This window comes from Sphingomonas sp. SRS2 (assembly GCF_000971055.1).
GTDB lineage: Bacteria > Pseudomonadota > Alphaproteobacteria > Sphingomonadales > Sphingomonadaceae > Rhizorhabdus.
Window position 1 is genome coordinate 86,674 of record NZ_LARW01000086.1, and the last position, 21,032, is coordinate 107,705.

Here is a 21,032-nt window from a genome sequence, read left to right on the forward strand (position 1 = left end):
TAATTCGTTGCTGGGCAATGGGCGCAGTCGCGTGTTTCGATTGGATCTGGCCCGAGCTTCGCGTTCATTTGGGAACTAGGATAGTTCCGCGCTCACGCGGGTAAACGATGGCCACCCACCTAAAAAGAGACAAGTAGAAGAAGCGCAATGGTCCGAATGGATGCATTTCTTACGCGATTGCTCACGCTCCATCCCAAGCGGATCGATCTCTCCCTCGACCGCATGTGGCGCATTCTCGACCGGCTTGGGCATCCCGAGCGACGCTTGCCGCCGGTGATCCACGTCGCTGGCACCAATGGCAAGGGTTCGACCGTCGCCTTTCTCCGCGCGATCGTGGAAGCGGCCGGGCGCGCCGTGCACGTCTACACCTCGCCCCACCTCGTGCGCTTCAACGAGCGCATCCGTCTTGCGCGACCGGGCGGCGGCGCGCTGGTCGAGGACGACGAGCTTGCGGATGCATTTGCGACCTGCGAGCGGTTGAATGCCGGAGATCCAATCACGTTCTTCGAGATCACCACCGCTGCAGCCTTCCTGCTGTTCGCGCGCCATCCCGCCGATGTGCTGCTGCTCGAGGTCGGCCTGGGTGGCCGGCTCGACGCTACCAACGTGATCGAACGCTTGCTTGCGAGCGTGATCACTCCAATCTCGCTCGACCATCAGGACTTCCTCGGCAACACCATCGAGCTGATCGCGGCGGAGAAGGCGGGTATCCTCAAGCCCAATGTGCTGGCGGTAACCGCGCCGCAGTCGCGAGAGGCGCTCACGGTGATCGAACGGCAGGCCGCGCGCATGCGCGCGCCGCTTCGGATTGCTGGCAAGCACTGGGTCGTGACGCCCGAGCGCGGTCGCATGGCCTATCGGGACGAGCACGGGCTCATCGACCTCCCGGCGCCTTGTCTGTCTGGCCGTCACCAGTTCGACAACGCGGGTACCGCAATCGCCACCTTGCGCAGCATCCCTGCACTGCAGATTCCGCACGCGGCCTTCAAGCAAGGCGTCGCCAAGGTCGAATGGCCAGCGCGCATGCAGCGTCTCCCTCACGGCCGGCTGGTGGAACTGGCGCCGCAAGGCAGCGAGCTGTGGCTCGACGGCGGCCACAATCCAGACTGCGGCCGTGCGGTCGTCGGCGCGCTTGCCGATCTTGAGAAGCGCGGTCCGCGGCCGCTCATACTCATCGTCGGCATGCTCGCGAGCAAGGATTGCGAAGGCTTTCTCATGAACTTCGCCGTGCTCGTCTGCCGTGTCATCGCGGTGCCGATCCAGCAAGACACGGCTCTGCCGTCCGAGGAGATCGCACAAGTTGCCCGCTGCGTCGGCATCCCGGCCGAGACCCGCGACAGTGTCGGGGACGCGCTTGCCACCATCTCCGCGCTTGGCCTCGATCCAGCCCCCCGAATTCTCATTACCGGCTCGCTCTATCTCGCCGGGGAGGTGCTTGCCGCGAACGGCACCCTGCCGATCTGATCTGATACGCGTGGTCGCAATGGCATACCTTAGCTACACCCATAAAAAGTTGCTGCTTTTCGCGTAAAGAGCGACTTGGTCACATTGCTTGTCGAGGACACAGCAATGAACTTCAGATTAATAACAAGAAAGCGGACGGCAAAGATCAAAAAATATGATTCCGTCCCGGCTTGTTTAGAAATGCTAAACTCAAGCGAAAGGAATCAGGATCAAACCAGTGCCCGTATCACTCCGTAGATGCTGGTGATCGTGAGCACGACGCCTACCAGGATGAGCAGCGGCCTGGCCGGGACCCGCTTCGCCACCAAAGCGCCAAGGGGCGCAGCGGCGATACCCCCGATAAGCAGCCCGACCGTGGCGGTGGTGAAGGCTCCTAGGCCGAGGGTGGCGATGAAAGTGGCGGAGATGGTCACTGCCAAGAAGAACTCGGCGGTGTTCACGGTACCGACGACTTTTCGCGGGCTCCCGCCCTGTGCCAACAGGTTGCTGGTCACCACTGCCCCCCAGCCGCCGCCGCCTGCTGCATCCAGGAAGCCCCCGACAAGCCCAAGCGGCGCGACAAACTTAGGCCTCTTTTCCACAGAAGGAACTTTGATGCCGCGCCAAAGCAGATATAGGCCGATGGCAGTCAAGTAGGCGAGTACGATCGGTCGCGCCGCTTCGGCGCTGATCCTAGTCAATACGTAGGCGCCCAAGATGCCACCAGCCACGCCGGGAATCACGAGCCGCCCGAAGAGTCGCCAATCCACATTGCGATGGGCAATGTGGCTGATACCGGAGGCTGCGGTGGTGAAGCTTTCGGCCGCATGGACGCCCGCCGAGGCTGCCGCCGGGGGGACACCCATGCTTATCAGCAGCGTGTTCGAGATAACGCCGAACGCCATGCCAAGCGCGCCGTCCACCAGTTGCGCCGCAAAGCCGATGGCGATGAAGGGCAGCAGTGCCTCAAGTGGGAAACCGGAAAGGTCCACGCGGCTATTCCCTCCTCAAGGTCGAGCTATGGACGCCGTTCTTGTGGTTTGATGGCCATATGTCAGTGAATCGCTATAAGCCAAACATCTCAGACGAACGGGTCTCATCGGTTGAGGGACGGCTCCTCCACCGCCTTGGTTCTCGTGCCTGGCGCCTTCCATGCGCCGTGCCCGGACCTTGGTGCCTGTGCATCATGGTGCTGATTTAGTTAGCGTCGCTGGCCCATGAACTGAAGGAGGAAGGTGAACATGTTGACGAAGTCGAGGTAGAGCGACAGCGCGCCCATTATAACGGTCTTGCCCATCATGTCCGTCCCCGCAACCTGCGCGTACAGGCTCTTGATCCGCTGCGTGTCGTAGGCGGTAAGGCCTGCGAACAGCAGCACGCCGATGAAGCTGATCACCAGGCTCATGGTCCCCGACTGGAGAAACAGGTTGATGATCATCGCCACCAGCAAGCCGACCACGCCCATGATCAGGAAGGTGCCTAAGGCCGACAGGTCACGCTTGGTCGTATAGCCGTAAAGGCTGAGACCCCCGAACGCCGCCGCGGTCGCGAAGAAGGTGGTCGCGATCGAGGTTCCCGTAAACACCAGAAAGATCGACGCCATCGACAGACCCATCACCGTCGCGAACGCCCAGAACAGCAATTGGGCCGTCCCGGTCGAAAGACGAGTGATGCCGAAGCTGAGCACCAGAACGAACGCCAGTGGCGCAAACATGATGGCATATTTGAGGATCCCCGGCCCGCCGAGCACGGCAGCCGCGTAGCCGCTGTTGGCGAACAACAGCGCCACGATGCCCGTCAGCAGCACCCCGGAGGCCATGTAATTGTACACGGACAGCATGTAGGACCGTAGGCCCACATCGATCGTCGTGTCTTCACGGCCGATCCGGGTCGATTCCGGCACTGCTATTATCCGTGGATCAAATCCGTTTGCCACTTTCATTCTCCATTTTCCGAAGAGTCACCTGCCCGTCAGCGAGGAATATCAGGTGGCTTCGGACTGCTTTCAATCTGCCTTCACCCGCAACCAGTGTGGTGGGCCTCATGCTGATTGAGCGACGTTGCCTCAGGCTCGAGATTGAGTCCATTCGAAAGGATACCCTGAACGTGATAGGTATTGGCTATCGCTATGGAGTCTTCCCATGCCAACGTTGCGCCAGCTGGAATATCTCGTTGCCGTGGCTGACCTTCAGAATTTCGGCCGCGCGGCGGATGTATGCCACGTCTCGCAACCGACGCTCAGCCAGCAGCTGCGCGCGCTGGAGGATCGGCTCGGAGTCGCCCTGATCGAACGAAGAACCTCGGGGGCGGAGTTGACCCCGATCGGACGCGAGATAACTGCACGGGCCCGACGTTTGGTGATCGAGGTGCAGGATATTCGCGACCTAGCGCGGCGGGCCGGCGAGCATCTCGTGGGGACACTCCGCTTCGGAGTGACGCCCACCTTGGGGCCCTATTTGATGCCCCCGATCGTCGCTGCGCTCCACCGCGAGCAGCCTGATCTCAGGCTTCATATCAGGGAGGGCATTCCGGAAGAGCAGGCGCTCGTGCTTTCGCGAGGCGCGCTTGACATGCTGCTCGGACCGCTGCCGATCGAGGGTGGCGACCTTGAAGTCCAGCCCTTGTTTCGCGAGCGATTGTTTCTCGTCGCACCTCCCGACCATCCGCTCGCCATGCGCCCCAAACTTTGCGTCGAGGATCTGAAAGGCGCGCAGGTTCTCAGCCTCGGTAGGTCCCACCATCTGCATCGCCAAGTGGCCGAAATCTGCGCGGAACTCGGCATGGAACTGCTGCGTGACTATGAGGGCACAAGCCTCGATAGCGTTCATCAGATGGCCAGCTCAGGGGTGGGGCTTGCGGTCCTCCCAGAGCTTTACATCGGCTCGGATGTCGGAGGCCGTACGGGCATCGAAGTGCTTAAGCCTCAGGGATGGAAATTCACACGCAGCATCGCCGCGGCGTGGCGATCCGGCGCTGCTTACCGGGACGCGTATCGGACGATTGCTGACCGGATTCAGGCTGAAGCCCGCGCTTTGATCGGGTGAAATGCCTGCCCACCGCATTGAGTGGCGATAGCCTGCTGCTATTGCTCCATGCGAGAAGTCGGATTGGCCGCCAATCGCGGGTAAGCCTAGATTGGTTCTCGCGGACCGGGCCCCTCTGGCGGCTGTTCCCCCTGACAGTCGCGATGTCGGACCGCTTCGGGCTAGCTCGATGCAGTGCGTATGCCCATATGTCGCTGCGTCATGGCTAACCCGATCGGTGAAACCATCGATCTGGAGAGAGGCTATGAGTGCCCTAGTGTATAAATTGACCGTCGTTCATCACAGACTGGACGACCAAATTCGCCAAGAGCTAAAGCGGCGATTTCCCGATGGTATCCGGCTGCTGCGGCTGAAGAAGCTGAGGCTGGCGGTCAAAGATCGACTGCATATGCTGGCCCGCTTCCCCAAGCGTGGAAGGGATTGAGCCATGCGAAGCGCAGAAGCCGTCGCCGCTATGCCTTGTCCGATCTGCAAGACCGGCCTGACCTTGTCCAACCGCCAGGGCGTCGAAATCGACTATTGCCAGACGTGTCGGGGCGTCTGGCTCGACCGCGGCGAACTAGACAAGATCATTGAACGCAGCGTTGAAGATGCGGTGCCGGCCCGGCGCGAAGCCGAGCCAAGGTCGGACTACCGGCCAGGCGGTTATCGCGACGACGATGACGATCACCGCTACCGTCACGGCAAGCGGAAGAAGTCATTCCTGTCGGAGATGTTTGACTAACGATCACCACCACCGACCTAGGTCGGTGGTGGCCTTCTCGTGCCAAGCGATCCGGAACCCTTTGATGGCTGAGCGATCGGCCGTGATGTCGGATCAAGACCAAACCGCTCGGTGATGAGCGATTAGATCGGATCGGACACATGGAATTCCTAGGATACATCTGGCTCGACAAGCCGCTGTGGATGTGGGCTGCTTTTCTCGCGATCGTTGTGACGCTGCTCACGCTCGACCTCGGCGTGCTGCACAAGAAGCAGCGCGAGATCGGCGTCACCGAAAGCCTGACGCTCTCGGCCGTCTACATCGTGCTCGGGCTCGGCTTCGGCGGCTGGGTCTGGTGGTACATGGGCGCGACCGCCGGCATGCAGTATGTCACCGGCTTCGTCATCGAGAAGAGCCTCGCGATGGACAATGTGTTCGTCATCGCGATGATCTTCGCCTATTTCGCGGTGCCGCGCCTCTACCAGCACCGGGTCCTGTTCTACGGCATCCTCGGCGTCATCATCCTGCGCGCCATCATGATCGGGCTCGGCGCGACGCTGGTCGAGCAGTTCAGCTGGGTGCTGTACGTCTTCGCGGCTTTCCTGATCTTTACCGGCGTGAAGATGTGGGCGCTCGCCGACAAGGCGTATGACGTAGGCGCGTCGCCGGTGCTCCGCTGGGTCAAGCGGCGGTTCCGGGTGACCGACGACCTCCACGGCGAGCGCTTCTTCGTCAAGCAGGCGGATGCTAAGACCGGCAAACTCGCCTGGTATATGACGCCGCTGTTCCTGGCCCTCATCATGGTCGAGGTTGTCGACCTCGTGTTCGCGGTTGATTCGGTTCCGGCGATCTTCGCCATCACCACCGACCCGTTCATCGTCTACACCTCGAACATCTTCGCGATCCTCGGCCTGCGCGCGCTCTACTTCGCGCTCGCGGCGATGGTCGACCGCTTCCACTATCTCAAATATGCGCTCGCGGTGCTGCTGGTGTTCATCGGCTCGAAGATCTTCGTCGCCGATGCGCTTGGCCTCGCCAAGGTCCCGCCGGCCGCATCGCTGTCGATCACCTTCGCGATTCTCGCAGTCGGCGTCGGCTACTCGCTCTGGAAGACACGTGGCAGGGCGATCGCGGAGGTCGGGTCCAGGCAGCCGTGAGCGACAGGTGCCCCCCGGCCGGATTTAGGCGTGTTCTGGAGCCTGCTGAAGACGCGGGGAGCCGCCCCGGCCGACACCGCACTAACTGTTCCCTGACCCTTGCGAACAAAGGAGAGTTCCTATGCAGGACTTCATCGCCGCCCTGGTCTCGTTCTTCCTGATCGAGCCGCTCCAAGCAGAGATGGCCGAGAGGCTTGCGGCCGCCCAGGCGCCACAGGCCGTGGTCGCCGAGTTGACCGCATGCGCTCGGAGCGGCGCGCCCACGCTCCTGGAGCGTGCCACGAACGATCCGGCATGGGCGGCTTCGAACGCCGTCCGGCTCTGGGCGGGCTGGGTGCGCCCCGACCAGGTGCTCGTCGAGGCCGCGCCCGGCTGCGCGGCGGCCGTCGAGGCGGCGCGACCCTTCCTAACCGAGCCGTCGTCGTGACGGCCGCAGAAGCGGGGTCTCACATCACGACCTTGACGATACAGGCTTGTGTCCATGGCCGGCTTCCTCGTTTTCGATCTGTTAATCGTCGGTTTCGCGTGGGCCCCGGCTTGGCTGTGGTGCCTGGCGAGCCGGCACCGGGTGCGGCGGGTCAGCCGGCACGAAGTGCTGGATGCGGCCGACATCAACCCGCTCATGACCGCTGAACCGCAAGCACTCACGACGGCGTGCCCGGCGGTGCTGGCGGCCGCCCGCCTGGGTTTCACTGCGCGCTCCTACAAGGGTGAAGCAGCGACTCTGGATGACCTGTGCCGATGCTTCGTCAACTTGAGTATCTCGTCGCGCTTGCCAACCTCAGGCACTTCGGGCGCGCAGCCTATGCCTGCCACGTCTCGCAATCGACGCTCAGCCAGCAGCTGCGTGCGCTGGAGGATCGGCTCGGAGTCGCGCTGATCGAACGAAGAACCTCGGGGGCGGAGTTGACCCCGATCCGGGGCTGCTTACGGGGATGTCTATCGGACGATTGCCGACCGGATTCAGACAGAGGCTCGCCCTCTGATCGGGTGACTGCTTGCCGCTGCGGAGGTAACGATAGCCTGGGGCTATTGCTCCGCGCGAGAAATCGGATTGGCCGCCAATCGCGGCTAAGACTAGATTGGTTGTCGCGGACCGGGCCCCTCTGGTGGCTGTTCCCCCTGACAGCTGCGATGTCGGACCGCATCGAGCCAGCTCGATGCAGTTCACGCCCCCGTTGCTGCATCGTGGCTGGCCCGATCGATCGAACCATCGATTAGGAGAAAAAGCCATGAACGCACTCAATTACCGACTGCTCCTTGTCCACAGCAAGCTGGACGCCGAGGTGCGTCGGGAGCACAAGCGGCGCTTCCCGAACGCGTTGCGGCTGTTGCGGCTGAAGAAGCTCAGGCTCGCAATCAAGGATCGCATGTACCGGCTCGCGTTCGTCCACCAAACTGGGGCGGCATGAGCCATGCGAACCGCAGAAACAGTCGCCGCGATGCCCTGTCCGATCTGCAAGACCGGGCTGACTTTATCCGATCGCCAAGGCGTCGAGATCGACTTTTGCCCCACTTGCCGCGGCGTGTGGCTGGACCGTGGAGAGCTGGACAAGGTCATCGAACGCAGCATCGAAGATGCGGCGCCGGCCCGCCGTGAACCGGCCCCCCCGGGCCGAGGCTACAGGCCGAGTGGATATGACGACGACGACGGCCGCTATCGCCATGGCAAGCGGAAGAAGTCGTTTCTGTCGGAGCTGTTCGACTGAAGGGAGCAGCCGCTTGCGTCGAGCAGGCGGCGTCTCTCCTTCCGCGACCCTATCGACGCCGCAGTATCTAAACCGGCGACCTCGATATTGCATCCCTCATCATGGTCGGTCTCCGCAGCTCATGCACAACCACCGCCGAGCTTGTTCCTAACTCAGAGCCGCGTGACGCGGTCAATGTGAAGCAGCCGATCAATTGAGGAGATAAGAGAATGGCTTTCAAGGATGTCCTGCTCCAGTTGAGCAGCTATCCCGAACCGACCCCGGCTGCGGCGATCGACCAAGCGGTCGGCTTCGCTGAGGCGCTGGGCGCGCACATCTCGGCGCTGACTTTCAAAATAGAGATTCCGAACGCCGGCAACGCACTGGCGAACGCACTGCTGAACATCCCGGGCATGATTGCGGCCGAGCGGCAGAAGAGTGTGGCGAATGCCCAAAATCTGGTCAGTGTGTTCGAAGGCATGGCGACGCAGCGTGGCGTTGCACACGACCAGATCGTCGGGTCGTGCCCGAGCTCGCAGCTCGCGGCCATCGTGACTGAACACGCCAGGATGCACGATGTCACGATGATCCCGATCGGCGAGCAGGCTCTTCAGCAATACGTCGCCGAGTCTGTGATATTCGGCTCCGGGCGACCGACGATCGTCTTCCCGGAAGTGCCGAAAAGCAGCAATTCCTTTCCCCTCGACGTGGTCGGTGTGGCTTGGGATTTCAGCCGGGCCGCGGCGCGGGCGGTGGCCGATGCCCTCCCGGTCCTGCAGCGCGCCAAGACCATACGGGTGGTCACGATCACACAGGAGAAGACGATCGACACTAGGCACTCGGGCGAGGATTTGGCGAAGTATCTCGCCTGGCATGGCATCGAGGTTGTCCTGGAGGAAGAAGGCGCCGCCGGCCGCACGATCGGACAGGCTCTAGAGGAATATGCAACCGCACACGACCTCGACCTGCTCGTAATGGGAGCCTACGGGCACTCACGGATGCAAAACTTCATCCTGGGCGGCGCGACAAAGACCATCGTCGCCAACCCGCCGCTGCCAGTGCTCCTCTCACATTGATGCTGCGTCCGCGGCTGCGCAACGCGAGAACCAGGACGACACCACCACGAGCCCATTGGCGCAATCGCAATTGGGGCCGCTCGCCACCGTCTCAGGCACTCCCGAAAGGTCCGGGCCCCGCTAGCGGTCGAACATGGACGCAATGAGGAGCCTGTAACCCATTCAACGGGTGCTCCCAAACACCCGAAAAGTAAGGATTACCCATGGAACTGCTCACCGATATCCTGACCAGCGATTTCCTTGGAAAGTCTGCTTGGCTTTGGTTCGCCTTTCTCGGCGTGGTCGGCGCGCTGCTCGCCTTCGACCTCGGAATACTCCACAAGCAGGACAAAGAGCTCGGTGTCGGCGAAAGCTTGTTCTTGTCCGCGTTCTACATCGCGATCGCGCTGGTGTTCGGCGCCTGGGTGTGGTGGTCCATGGGCCCGACCTCTGGCATGGAGTATTTCACGGGTTATGCCCTCGAGAAGGCGCTTTCGATCGACAATGTCTTCGTAATCTCGCTCATCTTCGGCTACTTCGCCATTCCCGCCAAATACCAGTACCGAGCGCTCCTCTGGGGCATCCTCGCGGTGCTGGTCTTGCGCGGCATTATGATCGGGCTCGGCGCAGCGCTCGTACAACAGTATGAATGGGTGCTCTATATCTTCGGCGCCTTCCTGATCGCCACGGGGATCAAGATGCTCGTCATGGGAGAGAGCGAGCAGGACGTGTCGAAGAATCCGATCGTGCGCTTCCTGTCCAGGCGCATGCGGGTCTCGGCCGAGTTGCACGGTTCGCACTTCTTCGTCCGCAAACCCGATCCGGAGACGGGGAAGCTCGCGCGCTTCGCGACGCCTCTGTTCCTGGCGCTCGTCGTGATCAACATCGCGGATCTCGTGTTCGCGGTCGACTCGGTGCCAGCAATCTTCGCCATCACGACCGACACCTACATCGTGTTTACGGCCAATATCATGGCGATCCTCGGTCTCCGCGCCCTCTATTTTGCCCTCGCTGCGATGGTGCACCGCTTCGAGTATCTGAAATACGCGCTCGCCATCGTGCTCGTTTTCATCGGGGCCAAGATCTTCTGGAATCAGATCGTCGGCAAGGTCGATCCCGCGATCTCGCTCGGAGTGACCTTGTCCATCATCGCAGCCGGCGTCCTGTTCTCGCTCTGGAAAACCCGTGCGGCCACGACAGACGAAGCCGCTCGCCACCGCCTGACAGCTTCGCTCCCGGATCCCATCGGGAAACGTCCCTCCGCTCGCCCTGCCGGAGACGATTGATGACTATTGATGTCCTATCTGCCGCCATCAAGGACACCTCTGCATCCTCCGGCGCCCCCGCCTGGTGCATTGATGTCGATACTCGCGACAACGTTATCGCCCGTCGAAACATACTTGCCGCGCTATGGGCCGGGCGCCTCATGGGCTTGTCTGACGTCACGATAACGACCTATGCGGTCGAGGTGCATCTTGCCGACTGCGAGGTGCGCGGCGACATGGTCGTAGTCGAAAAGCTCACGCGCGACCTGAATGATCCGGGTTGCCGATCCCAGCTGAAGTGGTGCACGAGAAGCTGTGCTCCTTCCATCGCGAAGCACTCCTTCAGACGCACACGACTGACTGATATCTAGGCTCGGCTCGGCCTCACTCGTGCGGTCTGCGGTCGCGTGGAGGGCTTGCAGACATGAAACCAAAGGATCGAGACCAATGACGGCGCGCACCGAGAAAACGCGCAGACCCGAAGACAATCTGCGCCGTATTGCGCCGCGTCAGGCGGGCCCTATCGGCAAGCTGCAGGAAGTGCTGGAATCGGCTCGACTTCAGAGCGCGATCATTGTGCTGATTGTGATCAACGCAATCACGCTGGGCCTTGAAACAAGCCCAACGATCATGGGGTCGATCGGCGCCGAGTTGATGTTGTTGGACCAGATCATCCTGGGCGTGTTCGTCGTTGAACTGGTGGCCAAGCTGCTTGTCTACCGAACGCGTTTTCACATGGACCCATGGAACCTGTTTGATCTGGCAATCGTGACGATTGCGCTACTGCCTGCGACCGGCAGTCTCTCGGTCCTGCGGGCGCTCAGAATCCTGCGTGTGCTACGACTGGTGTCGGCGGTGCCGTCGATGCGGCGGGGGGGAGGTGCTTTGCTGGCCGCCGTGCCTGGAATCGCTTCTATCCTCGGGCTTCTGTCGCTATTGTTCTACGTTTTCTCGGTGATGGCGACCAAACTGTTCGGGGCCGACTATCCCGAATGGTTCGGCTCGATCGGCGCATCGGCCTACTCACTGTTTCAGATCATGACCCTGGAAAGCTGGTCGATGGGCATCGTCCGCCCGGTGATGGAGGTCTACCCACTGGCATGGATCTTTTTCGTGCCGTTCATTCTGGTGACGTCTTTCACTGTGCTGAACCTGTTTATCGGCATCGTGGTTGACGCCATGCAGCGCCAGCACGAAGCAGGAGAAGCGGATGCACAGAAAACCCTGGCTGAGAAAAATCAGAGCGAACGGGCAGAAATCCTTGCAGCACTTCGATCGCTTCGGCTCCAGATTGCTGAGCTTGGCAGCAAGTCCAGCGAGCGATGACCAACTTCGAGCGAACGCGCTCAGACACCAGATCGGCGTGCTGTCTCAAATCAAGCAATAGCTCGCGCCCTCGATCTGGCTGTCGAACTTGGCTTCGGACGCATCCGCAAAGTCCAAAAGAACATTCCCTGGCGTTGCGAGGCGGCCCACGTGCCTGTCATCTGGGCGACCCAGGTCTTGGCTGGGATGGTCGAACAAGGAGCGCCCAGGCGGACGGAAGCAACCGACGCGGCCAGGGGGCAGCGCGCCGAATGGGTGATGCTCAACAAGGACCATTCATCGTCGAAGCAGGGCGTTTCCTCGGCGATGTGCTGCGCCGCATAGATCGCCACCAGTCGAAGAAGACGGTGAGACTCGAGCCGATGGGCGTCCGGATGAGACCGCAAGGCGCGCGTCAGACGCGGGAAGCGGGGCGAAGGTGACCCGAGTGAATGAGATAATGCTTCCTAAACCCGACGACTGGCACGTGCACCTTCGCGATGGCGATATGCTGCGCATGGCGCTGCCCTGGACGGCACGCACGTTCGGACGCGCCATCGTCATGCCGAACCTCGATCCGCCGGTGACGACGGCCGCCCAGGCGGCCGCCTATCGCGATCGGATCCGGCGCGTGTTGCCCGACGGCTCGAGGTTCGAGCCGCTGATGACGTGTTTCCTGACCGATGAGACCGGTCCCGAAGACGTCGCAAGAGGCTTCGCCGAAGGGGTGCTAACGGCGGTCAAGATGTATCCGGCGCGCAGCACCACGAACTCCGCCGCCGGCGTGACCGACATTCGCCGGGTCTACCGGGTGTTGGAGCGGATGCAGGGCGTCGGCATGCCACTTTTGCTCCATGGTGAGGTGGCCGATCAGGAAACGGACGTTTTCGACAGGGAGAAGGCGTTCATAGACCGGGTGCTTGTCCGGCTGCGAGCCGATTTCCCCGCGCTGCGGATCGTCTTGGAGCACATTACGACCGCCGAAGCCGTGGACTACGTGCAGCACGCCGAGGGTCCCATCGGCGCCACCATCACGGCGCACCACCTCATGATCAACCGCAATGCGATGTTCGCAGGCGGCATCCGGCCGCATATGTACTGTTTGCCCGTGGCCAAGCGGGAGGGCCATCGCCTCGCATTGAGGGACGCCGCGACCTCGGGCGATCCCCGGTTCTTCCTCGGCACGGATTCGGCGCCGCACCTGATCCAGGACAAGGAATCGGCATGCGGCTGCGCCGGCATCTTCAGCGCGCCGGTTGCGCTCGAATTGTACGCCCAGGTCTTCGAAGAAGAAGGGGCGCTCGATCGGCTCGAAGCCTTCGCTTCGCTCAACGGCGCACGGTTTTACGGCCTGCCGCCGAACACCGAGACAGTCACGCTCGTGCAATCGCCGTGGCAACCGCCAGAATTGCTGCCGGTCGGCGAGGCTGATCACGTGCGTGTATTCTGCCCGGAGGGCAAAGCTCGTTGGCGCCTGCTCGAACCGGCGGACTGAAAGAGCTTGATCCCAGTTCAATGAGGGAACCCGACCCATGGCACATCATTTCGACAAATCCAGACTGCCAAGCCGCCACACGACAGTCGGCCCCGAGCGGGCGCCGCATCGGTCGTTCCTCTACGCCATGGGATTGACCGATGCCGAGATCGCACAGCCCTTCGTCGGTGTCGCCACGTGCTGGAACGAGGCGGCCCCGTGCAACATCACCCTCAGCCGTCAAGCGCAGGCTGTCAAACTGGGCGTCAAGGCGGGTGGCGGCACGCCGCGCGAGTTCACCACCATCACCGTGACCGACGGCATCGCCATGGGCCACCAGGGCATGAAGTCGTCGCTGGTGAGCCGCGAGGTGATCGCAGATTCGGTCGAACTCACCATGCGCGGCCATTGCTACGACGCGCTGGTAGGCCTTGCCGGGTGCGACAAGTCACTGCCCGGCATGATGATGGCCATGGTCCGCCTCAACGTGCCGAGCGTGTTCATATACGGCGGTACGATCCTGCCGGGGCGCTTCCGCGGCAAGGACGTCACCGTGCAGGACGTCTATGAAGCGGTGGGCAGCTACCAGGCCGGCCAAATCTCCGAGGACGAGCTACACGCTCTCGAATGTGTCGCTTGCCCTTCCGCTGGTTCGTGCGGCGGCCAGTTTACCGCCAACACCATGGCTTGCGTCTCCGAGGCGCTCGGCCTCGCACTGCCCGGTTCGACCGGTGCGCCGGCACCCTACGAGAGCCGTGACGCCTTCGCGGAAGCGTCTGGCAAGGCCGTGATGAACCTGTTGGCTCGCGACCTCAGGCCGCGCGACATCGTCACCCGCAAGGCGCTGGAGAACGCCGCCGCCGTGGTGGCGGCCTCCGGCGGGTCGACCAATGTGGCGCTGCATCTGCCGGCAATCGCACACGAGGCGGGCATCGACTTCGACCTGAATGCGGTTGCCGAGATTTTCAAGCGCACACCCTATATCGCCGACCTCAAGCCTGGAGGGCGCTACCTCGCCAAGGATCTGTTCGAGATCGGCGGCGTGTCGGTGATCCTGAAGGCGCTGCTCGACGGCGGCTACTTGCACGGCGACTGCATCACGGTGACAGGCAAGATGATCGCCGAAAACCTGGCCGACGTGGTCTTCCCGACCAACCAGGACATTGTTCGCCCGATCTCCGACCCGATCACCACCACCGGCGGCGTAGTCGGTCTGCGCGGCACGCTCGCCCCGGAGGGCGCGATCGTCAAGGTGGCCGGCATGACGGACCTCAAGTTCCGCGGGCCGGCCCGGTGCTTCGCCTCCGAGGAGGCGGCTTTCGACGCCGTGCAGAAGCGTGAGTACAAGCCGGGCGAGGTCATTGTCATTCGCTACGAAGGGCCGAAAGGCGGTCCCGGCATGCGCGAGATGCTGGCGACCACGGCGGCGATTTACGGCCAGGGCATGGGCGACAAGGTGGCGCTGATCACGGACGGACGCTTCTCCGGCGCCACGCGCGGCTTCTGCGTTGGCCATGTCGGCCCCGAAGCAGCAGTTGGCGGCCCGATCGCTCTGCTGAAGGACGGAGACATCATCACCATCGATGCCGAATTGGGCACGCTCGATGTCGAGTTCTCGGCCGAGGAATTGGAGGCTCGCCGCAAGGAGTGGCGCCCGCGCCGTCACGATTTCCAGTCGGGTGCGCTATGGAAATTTGCGCAAACCGTGGGGCCGGCGGCAAAGGGCGCAGTCACTCATCCCGGCGCCACCGCCGAGACGCATACCTATGCCGACATCTGAGAGCCGGCTGCACCAGAAAGGTTGTCAGCGGCCCATTTGCGATGGGTGCACCGCGTCTCGCCAACTTGGCCAAGCCCGACGCAGAGCAAGGTATCCACAATGGCCCTTGGCGACGTTGAGAAGCCGTAACCCGCGCGGCGGCACAATTTCAAGAGTTGGAAGCTTTAGCTTGAACCGCCCCGGTTTGTCGGAGGCTCCAACTCTTGAGAAGGTGGAGCGATGACGAGCAAGACGACGAACAAATTTTCGCCTGAGGTGCGGGATCGTGCAGTGCGGATGGTGCTGGATCATGAGCCGTAGCCCCCGTCTCGCTAGGCAATCATCCTGTCGATCGCCGCCAAGATCGGCTGTACGGGGTGGGCGCTGAATGAATGATCGCAGTGCATCTGGCCAATGCCGGATACGCTCGGCGGTTCACGCAAGCCCAAGGCGGCGTTATCAGAGTGCACCAGCGGAGACATAGTTATCAGTTTCATCTACGGTGGGGCGCCACTATCACCGCCTGCGCCTGTGGAAAGGATGTGGAACATGGCAAAGCTCGTGTTCGGAATGAACCAGTCGCTTGACGGCTATATTGACCATATGGCCTTTGCGCCCGACCCCACGCTCTTCCGCCACTTCATCAAGGAAGCCCAGACCCAGACGGGCAGTGTGTACGGGCGCCGGATGTATGACATCATGCGCTACTGGGACGACGATCATAGCGAGTGGAATGACGAGGAACGCGCCTTCGCGGTTGCGTGGCGGAACCAACCGAAATGGGTCGTCTCGCGCACGTCGCAGTCGGTCGGCCCCAACGCCACGCTGGTTGGCGACGATCTTGCCAGCGCGATTCGAACGCTGAAGGCGGAGCATGACGGGGAGATCGAACTTGCGGGTCCGAATCTGGCCCACAGCTTCACCGCGCTTGGCCTGATCGATGAATATCGAATCTACCTGCATCCCGTCATACTCGGCGAGGGCTCGCCATATTTTGTCGGCCCCCGACCGCCGCTTCGCCTGGTGACCCATGACCGGATTGGGAAGGATGTTATCAGGTTGAGCTACGTTCCCGCTTAAGCGCGGGACGCGCATCGCTAAGCGTTGATCATCGCGCGCAAAAGCCAGGCGACCGCGCCCAGCACGGCAACGCTCATTGCCCATATTCCCGCAAACCATGCCAGCCTGCGCCAGAGGGGGCCGGGCTCAGTGATAGCCGGCTTCATCGACCTTGCCCCGGAACACCCAATAGGCCCAGGCGGTATAGCCCAGAATGATCGGCACCATCACCGCCGCCCCGACCAGCATGAAGACCTGGCTACGCTCGGGCGCGGCGGCTTGCCAGATCGAGACGCGGCCGGGAATGACGTCGGGCCAGATCGAGATGGCCAGACCGAGCATGGAGAGGCCGAACAGCATCAGGGTGAGCAGAAAGGGCATGCCGTCGCGCGGCCCGTCGATCGACTTCCATAGATAAAGGCCGGTCAGCGCGACGAGCAGCGGCACGGGGATCGTGACGAGAAGCCCCGGAAAGGCGAACCAGCGCTGGTAATATTGCCCTTCGAGGAACGGCGTATAGGCGCTGACGGCGGCGATCGCGACCAGCAGGGCGATGGCGAAATAACGCGCGAGCCGACGTGCGTCCTCTTGCACCGGCCCATGCGTCTTCCAGATCATCCACCCCGCGCCGAGCAGGGCATAGCCGACGATCAGGCTGACTCCGGTGAGCAGCGAGAACGGCGTCAACCAATCCCACCAGCCCCCGGCATAGGCCCTTCCCTGCACCTCGATTCCCTGAAGCAGCGCGCCGAGAGTAATGCCCTGCGCCATCGTCGCGAGCAGCGAACCGGCGGTGAACGCAAAGTCCCAGAGGGCGCGATGATCCGGATCGCGCCAGCGCAACTCGAAGGCGACGCCGCGAAAGATAAGCCCGAGCAGCATCACGGTCAGCGGCGCGTAAAGCGCAGGCAATATGATCGCATAGGCCAGCGGAAAGGCGGCGAGCAGCCCACCCCCGCCCAGCACCAGCCAGGTCTCGTTGCCGTCCCACACCGGAGCGATGCTGTTCATCGCCATGTCGCGCTCGCCGCCGACCCGGAAGAAGGGAAACAGAATACCGATGCCCAGATCGAACCCGTCCATCAGCACATAGGCAGCCACCGCGAAGGCGATGATGCCCGCCCAGATGATCGTGAGGTCGAGACCCATCATGATTTCCCTCCGTCGACAGAGGGTGCGGGAGTGATGCCAGCGCTGCGGATCGGACCATGGTCGACGGGATCGGCCTTCTCAAAGGCTTTGGGCGGCTTCGCCATGAGCTTCAGGATATACCAGGCGCCCGCCCCGAACACCGCGAAATAGACGATGATGAAGGCCACCAGCGACGCGCCCACGGCCGGCGCGGCGAGCGGCGACGCGGAGTCCGCCGTGCGCAGAAGACCGTAGATCGTATAGGGTTGGCGGCCCACTTCTGTGGTGATCCAGCCCGCGATCACGGCGACGAAGCCTGCCGGACCGAGCAGGATCGCAACGCGGTGGAGCAGCCGCCATTCGAACAACCGCCCCCGTGCCCGCGCGAGCAGGCTGAACAGGCCCAGCGCGAAGATCGCGAAGCCGATGCCGACCATGATCCGGAACGACCAGAACACGACGCCGACCGGCGGCTCCTGATCATCGGGAATCGTGTCGAGTCCAGCAAGCGGCGCATTGGGGTCATGCTTCAGGATCAGCGACGACGCCTTGGGGATTTCGATCGCATAGTCGACGCGTTTCTCTGCGCTGTTGGGTATGCCGAACAGGATCAGCGGCGCGCCCTTGGGATGGCTTTCATAATGGCCTTCCATCGCCATCACCTTGGCGGGCTGGTGCTCGAGCGTGTTGAGGCCATGCGCGTCGCCCGCAAGAATCTGGACCGGCGCGACGAGCGACGCCATCCACATCGCCATCGAGAACATCGTCCGCGCGCCGCGGTTGTCGGGCGTCCTGATGAGATGCCACGCCCCGACCGCGCCGACCACAAGCGACGTGGTGAGATAAGCGGCGATCACGGTGTGGACGAGGCGATAAGGGAAGCTGGGGTTGAAGATGATCGCGATCCAGCTCGGCCCCGGCAAGAACTGCCCGTTGGCGCCGATTTCATAGCCCGTCGGCGTATGCATCCAGCTGTTCACCGACAATATCCAGAATGCCGAGATGAAAGTACCGACCGCGACCGCGCAGGTCGCCGCGAAATGTAGCTTGGGGCCGACCTTGTTGATGCCGAACAGCATCACGCCAAGGAAGCCCGCTTCCAGGAAGAAAGCGGTCAGCACCTCATAGGCCATCAGCGGTCCGATCACCGGGCCTGCCTTGTCGCTGAACACCGACCAGTTGGTGCCGAACTGATAGGACATGACAATGCCGGAGACGACGCCCATCGCGAAGGCTATCGCGAAAATCTTCAGCCAGTAGCGGTAGAGATTGTCATAGACATGCTTGCCGGTCGCCAGCCACAGCCCCTCCAGCACCATCAGAAAACTTGCCAGTCCGATCGAGAAGGACGGGAAGATGAAATGGAAGCTGACCGTGAATCCGAACTGGATCCGCGCGAGCAGGACAGGATCGAAGGCGTCGAACATCAGCTGGCGATTCCCCGATGGATGACAGCGCCGCTATGGCACACTCCGCCGATCGAACAGATCGAATTCTGTACGATCGGCTTCAGCATGGATCAGGTTGCCATGCCCCGCGTTTATCCCTCGTGTCCAACGAAGCCGCTTTATGACGCGGAGAAGATCATGGGCGATGTGATCGGCTGGAAGCTCGATCCTATCCAACGGGCCGAATTGCTTCGGCGCTTCCCACCGCGTTGGCCGGATGTCGTGGCCGATCATGTCACGCTGCAGGCGAACGCACCGCATGACGCCGCACTGCCTGCCGCTACCGCAGGCGAGTTGGTCGGGCGTATCGATGACGGACAGGGACTACAGGCGATGGTGGTGCGCATAGCCGGCACGACCGCGCGACCCGACGGCAGCGTCTATCACATCACCTGGTCGCTCGATCGCAAGCGCGGACGGCGCGCCGTGGAAAGCAATCAGGTGTTGGCTGATCATGGCTGGATCAGTCTGGACGAGCCGATCCCGCTCTCGCTGCGTCCGGCGAGATTCTGATGCAACTCTTCCTCGATTGTGACGGCGTGCTCGCCGATTTCGATCGCGGCGCGGAAACGGTACTCGGCATGCCACCGCGCCAGTTCCAGAGCCGTCATGGTCTCGCCGAATTCTGGCGACGGCTCGCCCGGCACGGCGACTTCTACGCTACGCTGCCGCTGATGCCCGATGCCGTACGGCTGTTTGACGCCGTCAGGCACCTCAAGCCGGTCATCCTGACAGGTTGTCCACGCGGCGGATGGGCCGAGGGCCAGAAGGAGCGTTGGGCGGCAGCGCATTTTCCGGGCACGCGCATCATCACATGCATGGCGGTCGACAAGCGCCGCCATGCCGTCCGCGGCGACATTCTGATCGATGACACGCTGAAGCACCGCCACCTCTGGGAAGCGGCTGGCGGCGTCTTCATCCACCATGTCGATGCCGACCGCTCGATCGCGGCGCTCGATAGTCTGCTCCCGGGCGGCCTGGACAGCCGTCCGGGAGATCCTGACTATTGCTCGAAATTATCCGCCACGAACTTGTCGAGCAGCCGCACGCCATAGCCGGTCGCGCCCTTGTCCCAGGTGGCGCCGGGCTTGGACGCCCAGACCATGCCGGCGATGTCGAGATGCGCCCAGCGCACGCCATCGTCGATATAGCGCTTCAGGAACTGCGCGGCGGTGATCGAGCCACCTTCGCGCGGGCCGACATTCTTCATGTCGGCGATCGGGGAGTCGATCAGCTTGTCATACGGGTCGCCAAGCGGCAGCCGCCACAACTTGTCGCCAACCGAAGCGCCCGCCGCCAGCAACTCGCCGGCCAAGCCGTCATCATTCGAGAACATGCCGCCATATTCATAGCCCAGCGTGACGATGATCGCACCGGTCAGCGTCGCGAGGTCGACGATCGTCTTGGGGTTATAGGTCTTCTGGACCCAGGTCAGCGCGTCGCACAGCACGAGTCGGCCCTCGGCATCGGTGTTGATCACTTCGATGGTCTGGCCGGACATCGACGTGACGACGTCGCCGGGGCGTTGCGCGTTGCCGTCGGGCATATTCTCGACGAGGCCGCATACGCCGATGACGTGCGCCTTCGCCTTGCGCAGCGCCAGCGCCTTCATCGTGCCCGCGACCGCGCCCGCGCCGCCCATGTCCCACTTCATGTCTTCCATGCCGGCAGGCGGCTTGAGCGAGATGCCGCCAGTGTCGAAGGTAACGCCCTTTCCGACCAGCGCGAGCGGCGGCGACGCGCCATCGGTGCCGTCCCAGGTCATCACCAGCAGCTGCGGCTCGCGAACCGAGCCCTGCGAGACGCCGAGCAGAGCGCCCATTCCAAGCGCCGCCATCGCGTCGCGGCCGAGCACTTCGATCTTCACGCCCAGATCGGCGAGCGGTCGGCAACGTTCGACAAAGCTTTCGGGATAAAGGATGTTCGCGGGCTCGGTGATCAGCGTACGGGTGAACATCACGCCCTCGGCGACCCCCTCACGATCCTTCCACAGCTCGGCGGCTTCGGAACCGCCGCCAACGATGGTGATATGTTCGAGCGAGCGCCGCTGCTTGGACTCCAGCTTGGTGCGATAGACATCGTAGCGCCAGCTGCGCAGCACCGCACCAAATGCCAGCGAGATCGCGGCTTCGGCGGGCTTGTCTCCGGCCACGGCGGAAATATCGACCACCAGATTGGTTTCACCCGACGTCAGCAGCTTTGCGGTCAGCGCCGCGCCAGCGCGCTCGAAATCATTCTTCGCCCCGATGCCGACGAGGAGCAGGCGGCGATGCGCGGCGTCGGTTTCGCCGAAGAACTCGACGACCGCGCCATTTTCGCCGTCGAAGCGGTTGGCCTGTGCCGCCGCGCGGGCGAGCGCCTGGGCGGGTTCCGGCAAGGCCGACAATCCGGCACCCCCGATCATGGCGGGGGCGACGACGATCGCCAGCGCGTGAGTCGCGGCCGGGCGGCTGTCGGCAAAGCTGATACGCATGGAGAGGATTTCCTTATTATGTTCGTGG

General features: G+C 62.6%; 25 protein-coding genes. 19 read left to right on the plus strand and 6 right to left on the minus strand.

Annotation, left to right across the window (positions count from 1 at the left end; translation table 11 throughout):
• Nucleotides 1-156 precede the first annotated feature (156 nt).
• Entirely contained in the window at nt 157-1,464 is a 1,308-nt protein-coding gene (locus tag WP12_RS11390; RefSeq protein WP_268794730.1) for a bifunctional folylpolyglutamate synthase/dihydrofolate synthase, read from the plus strand.
• A gap of 209 nt (nt 1,465-1,673) precedes the next feature.
• Here the strand turns inward: WP12_RS11390 and WP12_RS11395 are convergent, their stop codons facing one another.
• The gene (locus WP12_RS11395; protein WP_046193826.1) at nt 1,674-2,435 is read right to left on the minus strand and encodes a sulfite exporter TauE/SafE family protein; all 762 of its coding nucleotides are present in this window, start codon (nt 2,433-2,435) and stop codon (nt 1,674-1,676) included.
• Nucleotides 2,436-2,644: 209 nt separating this feature from the next.
• The gene (locus WP12_RS11400) at nt 2,645-3,379 is read right to left on the minus strand and encodes a Bax inhibitor-1/YccA family protein (RefSeq protein ID WP_046193883.1); all 735 of its coding nucleotides are present in this window, start codon (nt 3,377-3,379) and stop codon (nt 2,645-2,647) included.
• Nucleotides 3,380-3,584: 205 nt separating this feature from the next.
• Here WP12_RS11400 and WP12_RS11405 point away from each other — a divergent pair, with 205 nt between their 5' ends.
• From WP12_RS11405 to WP12_RS11480, 16 genes are all read left to right on the plus strand, one after another.
• Nucleotides 3,585-4,487, plus strand: a complete 903-nt coding sequence (locus WP12_RS11405) for a hydrogen peroxide-inducible genes activator (protein WP_046193827.1) — start codon at nt 3,585-3,587, stop codon at nt 4,485-4,487.
• A 244-nt stretch (nt 4,488-4,731) separates the two neighbouring features.
• Entirely contained in the window at nt 4,732-4,911 is a 180-nt protein-coding gene (locus WP12_RS11410; RefSeq protein ID WP_046193828.1) for a DUF465 domain-containing protein, read from the plus strand.
• Between the two features lie 3 nt (nt 4,912-4,914).
• Entirely contained in the window at nt 4,915-5,211 is a 297-nt protein-coding gene (locus WP12_RS11415) for a TFIIB-type zinc ribbon-containing protein (protein WP_046193829.1), read from the plus strand.
• 140 nt (nt 5,212-5,351) lie between these two features.
• Nucleotides 5,352-6,347 (plus strand): TerC family protein, encoded by a 996-nt coding sequence (locus tag WP12_RS11420; protein ID WP_046193830.1) that lies wholly within the window; start codon nt 5,352-5,354, stop codon nt 6,345-6,347.
• Nucleotides 6,348-6,468: 121 nt separating this feature from the next.
• Nucleotides 6,469-6,774, plus strand: coding sequence for a hypothetical protein (locus WP12_RS11425; protein WP_046193831.1), 306 nt, complete (start codon nt 6,469-6,471; stop codon nt 6,772-6,774).
• Between the two features lie 314 nt (nt 6,775-7,088).
• Nucleotides 7,089-7,568 (plus strand): LysR family transcriptional regulator, encoded by a 480-nt coding sequence (locus WP12_RS26465; protein ID WP_083579234.1) that lies wholly within the window; start codon nt 7,089-7,091, stop codon nt 7,566-7,568.
• Between the two features lie 11 nt (nt 7,569-7,579).
• The gene (locus WP12_RS11435) at nt 7,580-7,759 is read left to right on the plus strand and encodes a DUF465 domain-containing protein (protein ID WP_046193833.1); all 180 of its coding nucleotides are present in this window, start codon (nt 7,580-7,582) and stop codon (nt 7,757-7,759) included.
• 3 nt (nt 7,760-7,762) lie between these two features.
• Complete coding sequence (locus WP12_RS11440) at nt 7,763-8,056, plus strand: TFIIB-type zinc ribbon-containing protein (protein WP_046193834.1); 294 nt, start codon at nt 7,763-7,765, stop codon at nt 8,054-8,056.
• A 209-nt stretch (nt 8,057-8,265) separates the two neighbouring features.
• Nucleotides 8,266-9,111: a universal stress protein gene (locus tag WP12_RS11445; protein ID WP_046193835.1), complete on the plus strand. Its 846-nt coding sequence runs from the start codon at nt 8,266-8,268 to the stop codon at nt 9,109-9,111.
• A 203-nt stretch (nt 9,112-9,314) separates the two neighbouring features.
• Nucleotides 9,315-10,376 (plus strand): TerC family protein, encoded by a 1,062-nt coding sequence (locus tag WP12_RS11450; RefSeq protein WP_083579235.1) that lies wholly within the window; start codon nt 9,315-9,317, stop codon nt 10,374-10,376.
• Nucleotides 10,376-10,726, plus strand: a complete 351-nt coding sequence (locus tag WP12_RS11455; protein ID WP_100951620.1) for an ATPase inhibitor subunit zeta — start codon at nt 10,376-10,378, stop codon at nt 10,724-10,726. Before WP12_RS11450 ends, WP12_RS11455 begins: the two co-directional genes overlap by 1 nt.
• A gap of 76 nt (nt 10,727-10,802) precedes the next feature.
• A complete protein-coding gene (locus tag WP12_RS11460; protein WP_084691106.1) occupies nt 10,803-11,681 on the plus strand; it encodes an ion transporter in 879 nt (292 codons plus the stop codon).
• A 57-nt stretch (nt 11,682-11,738) separates the two neighbouring features.
• Nucleotides 11,739-12,005, plus strand: coding sequence for a pyruvate kinase (locus tag WP12_RS26470; RefSeq protein WP_200894510.1), 267 nt, complete (start codon nt 11,739-11,741; stop codon nt 12,003-12,005).
• A 115-nt stretch (nt 12,006-12,120) separates the two neighbouring features.
• Nucleotides 12,121-13,155, plus strand: coding sequence for a dihydroorotase (pyrC, locus tag WP12_RS11470; RefSeq protein ID WP_046193837.1), 1,035 nt, complete (start codon nt 12,121-12,123; stop codon nt 13,153-13,155).
• A 37-nt stretch (nt 13,156-13,192) separates the two neighbouring features.
• On the plus strand, nt 13,193-14,914 hold the full coding sequence (ilvD, locus tag WP12_RS11475) for a dihydroxy-acid dehydratase (RefSeq protein WP_046193838.1): 1,722 nt from the start codon (nt 13,193-13,195) through the stop codon (nt 14,912-14,914).
• 528 nt (nt 14,915-15,442) lie between these two features.
• Nucleotides 15,443-15,973, plus strand: coding sequence for a dihydrofolate reductase family protein (locus WP12_RS11480; RefSeq protein WP_046193887.1), 531 nt, complete (start codon nt 15,443-15,445; stop codon nt 15,971-15,973).
• A gap of 17 nt (nt 15,974-15,990) precedes the next feature.
• Here WP12_RS11480 and WP12_RS24085 read toward each other — a convergent pair whose 3' ends face one another.
• From WP12_RS24085 to WP12_RS11490, 3 genes are read right to left on the minus strand one after another with little or no spacing between them, the layout of a single operon-like run.
• Nucleotides 15,991-16,119 (minus strand): DUF2474 domain-containing protein, encoded by a 129-nt coding sequence (locus WP12_RS24085; RefSeq protein WP_084691107.1) that lies wholly within the window; start codon nt 16,117-16,119, stop codon nt 15,991-15,993.
• Nucleotides 16,100-17,104, minus strand: coding sequence for a cytochrome d ubiquinol oxidase subunit II (cydB, locus tag WP12_RS11485; RefSeq protein WP_046193839.1), 1,005 nt, complete (start codon nt 17,102-17,104; stop codon nt 16,100-16,102). The genes WP12_RS24085 and cydB overlap by 20 nt, the downstream gene beginning before the upstream one ends.
• Nucleotides 17,101-18,510, minus strand: coding sequence for a cytochrome ubiquinol oxidase subunit I (locus WP12_RS11490; RefSeq protein ID WP_046193840.1), 1,410 nt, complete (start codon nt 18,508-18,510; stop codon nt 17,101-17,103). Before WP12_RS11490 ends, cydB begins: the two co-directional genes overlap by 4 nt.
• Here WP12_RS11490 and WP12_RS25830 point away from each other — a divergent pair.
• Both WP12_RS25830 and WP12_RS11500 read left to right on the plus strand, forming a co-directional pair.
• Nucleotides 18,445-19,044, plus strand: coding sequence for a hypothetical protein (locus WP12_RS25830; protein ID WP_235399104.1), 600 nt, complete (start codon nt 18,445-18,447; stop codon nt 19,042-19,044). The genes WP12_RS11490 and WP12_RS25830 overlap by 66 nt on opposite strands.
• On the plus strand, nt 19,044-19,586 hold the full coding sequence (locus tag WP12_RS11500; protein ID WP_084691108.1) for a 5' nucleotidase, NT5C type: 543 nt from the start codon (nt 19,044-19,046) through the stop codon (nt 19,584-19,586). Before WP12_RS25830 ends, WP12_RS11500 begins: the two co-directional genes overlap by 1 nt.
• Here the strand turns inward: WP12_RS11500 and WP12_RS11505 are convergent.
• Nucleotides 19,535-21,004, minus strand: a complete 1,470-nt coding sequence (locus WP12_RS11505) for a leucyl aminopeptidase (RefSeq protein ID WP_046193890.1) — start codon at nt 21,002-21,004, stop codon at nt 19,535-19,537. The two genes, WP12_RS11500 and WP12_RS11505, sit on opposite strands and share 52 nt — an antisense overlap.
• Between the last annotated feature and the right edge of the window lie 28 nt (nt 21,005-21,032).

Bases quoted from the DNA above. Each gene is read 5' to 3' on its own strand.
- WP12_RS11460 (WP_084691106.1), top strand. From the start codon at position 10,803: ATGACGGCGCGCACCGAGAAAACGCGCAGACCCGAAGACAATCTGCGC.
- WP12_RS11500 (WP_084691108.1), top strand. From the start codon at position 19,044: ATGCAACTCTTCCTCGATTGTGACGGCGTGCTCGCCGATTTCGATCGC.
- WP12_RS11450 (WP_083579235.1), top strand. From the start codon at position 9,315: ATGGAACTGCTCACCGATATCCTGACCAGCGATTTCCTTGGAAAGTCT.
- WP12_RS26465 (WP_083579234.1), top strand. From the start codon at position 7,089: ATGCTTCGTCAACTTGAGTATCTCGTCGCGCTTGCCAACCTCAGGCAC.
- ilvD (WP_046193838.1), top strand. From the start codon at position 13,193: ATGGCACATCATTTCGACAAATCCAGACTGCCAAGCCGCCACACGACA.
- WP12_RS11440 (WP_046193834.1), top strand. From the start codon at position 7,763: ATGCGAACCGCAGAAACAGTCGCCGCGATGCCCTGTCCGATCTGCAAG.
- WP12_RS11390 (WP_268794730.1), top strand. From the start codon at position 157: ATGGATGCATTTCTTACGCGATTGCTCACGCTCCATCCCAAGCGGATC.
- WP12_RS11505 (WP_046193890.1), bottom strand. From the start codon at position 21,004: ATGCGTATCAGCTTTGCCGACAGCCGCCCGGCCGCGACTCACGCGCTG.
- pyrC (WP_046193837.1), top strand. From the start codon at position 12,121: ATGCTTCCTAAACCCGACGACTGGCACGTGCACCTTCGCGATGGCGAT.
- WP12_RS24085 (WP_084691107.1), bottom strand. From the start codon at position 16,119: ATGAAGCCGGCTATCACTGAGCCCGGCCCCCTCTGGCGCAGGCTGGCA.
- WP12_RS11445 (WP_046193835.1), top strand. From the start codon at position 8,266: ATGGCTTTCAAGGATGTCCTGCTCCAGTTGAGCAGCTATCCCGAACCG.
- WP12_RS11420 (WP_046193830.1), top strand. From the start codon at position 5,352: ATGGAATTCCTAGGATACATCTGGCTCGACAAGCCGCTGTGGATGTGG.
- cydB (WP_046193839.1), bottom strand. From the start codon at position 17,104: ATGATGGGTCTCGACCTCACGATCATCTGGGCGGGCATCATCGCCTTC.
- WP12_RS11455 (WP_100951620.1), top strand. From the start codon at position 10,376: ATGACTATTGATGTCCTATCTGCCGCCATCAAGGACACCTCTGCATCC.
- WP12_RS11415 (WP_046193829.1), top strand. From the start codon at position 4,915: ATGCGAAGCGCAGAAGCCGTCGCCGCTATGCCTTGTCCGATCTGCAAG.
- WP12_RS25830 (WP_235399104.1), top strand. From the start codon at position 18,445: ATGGAAGCTGACCGTGAATCCGAACTGGATCCGCGCGAGCAGGACAGG.
- WP12_RS11490 (WP_046193840.1), bottom strand. From the start codon at position 18,510: ATGTTCGACGCCTTCGATCCTGTCCTGCTCGCGCGGATCCAGTTCGGA.
- WP12_RS11435 (WP_046193833.1), top strand. From the start codon at position 7,580: ATGAACGCACTCAATTACCGACTGCTCCTTGTCCACAGCAAGCTGGAC.
- WP12_RS11425 (WP_046193831.1), top strand. From the start codon at position 6,469: ATGCAGGACTTCATCGCCGCCCTGGTCTCGTTCTTCCTGATCGAGCCG.
- WP12_RS11410 (WP_046193828.1), top strand. From the start codon at position 4,732: ATGAGTGCCCTAGTGTATAAATTGACCGTCGTTCATCACAGACTGGAC.
- WP12_RS11405 (WP_046193827.1), top strand. From the start codon at position 3,585: ATGCCAACGTTGCGCCAGCTGGAATATCTCGTTGCCGTGGCTGACCTT.
- WP12_RS11480 (WP_046193887.1), top strand. From the start codon at position 15,443: ATGGCAAAGCTCGTGTTCGGAATGAACCAGTCGCTTGACGGCTATATT.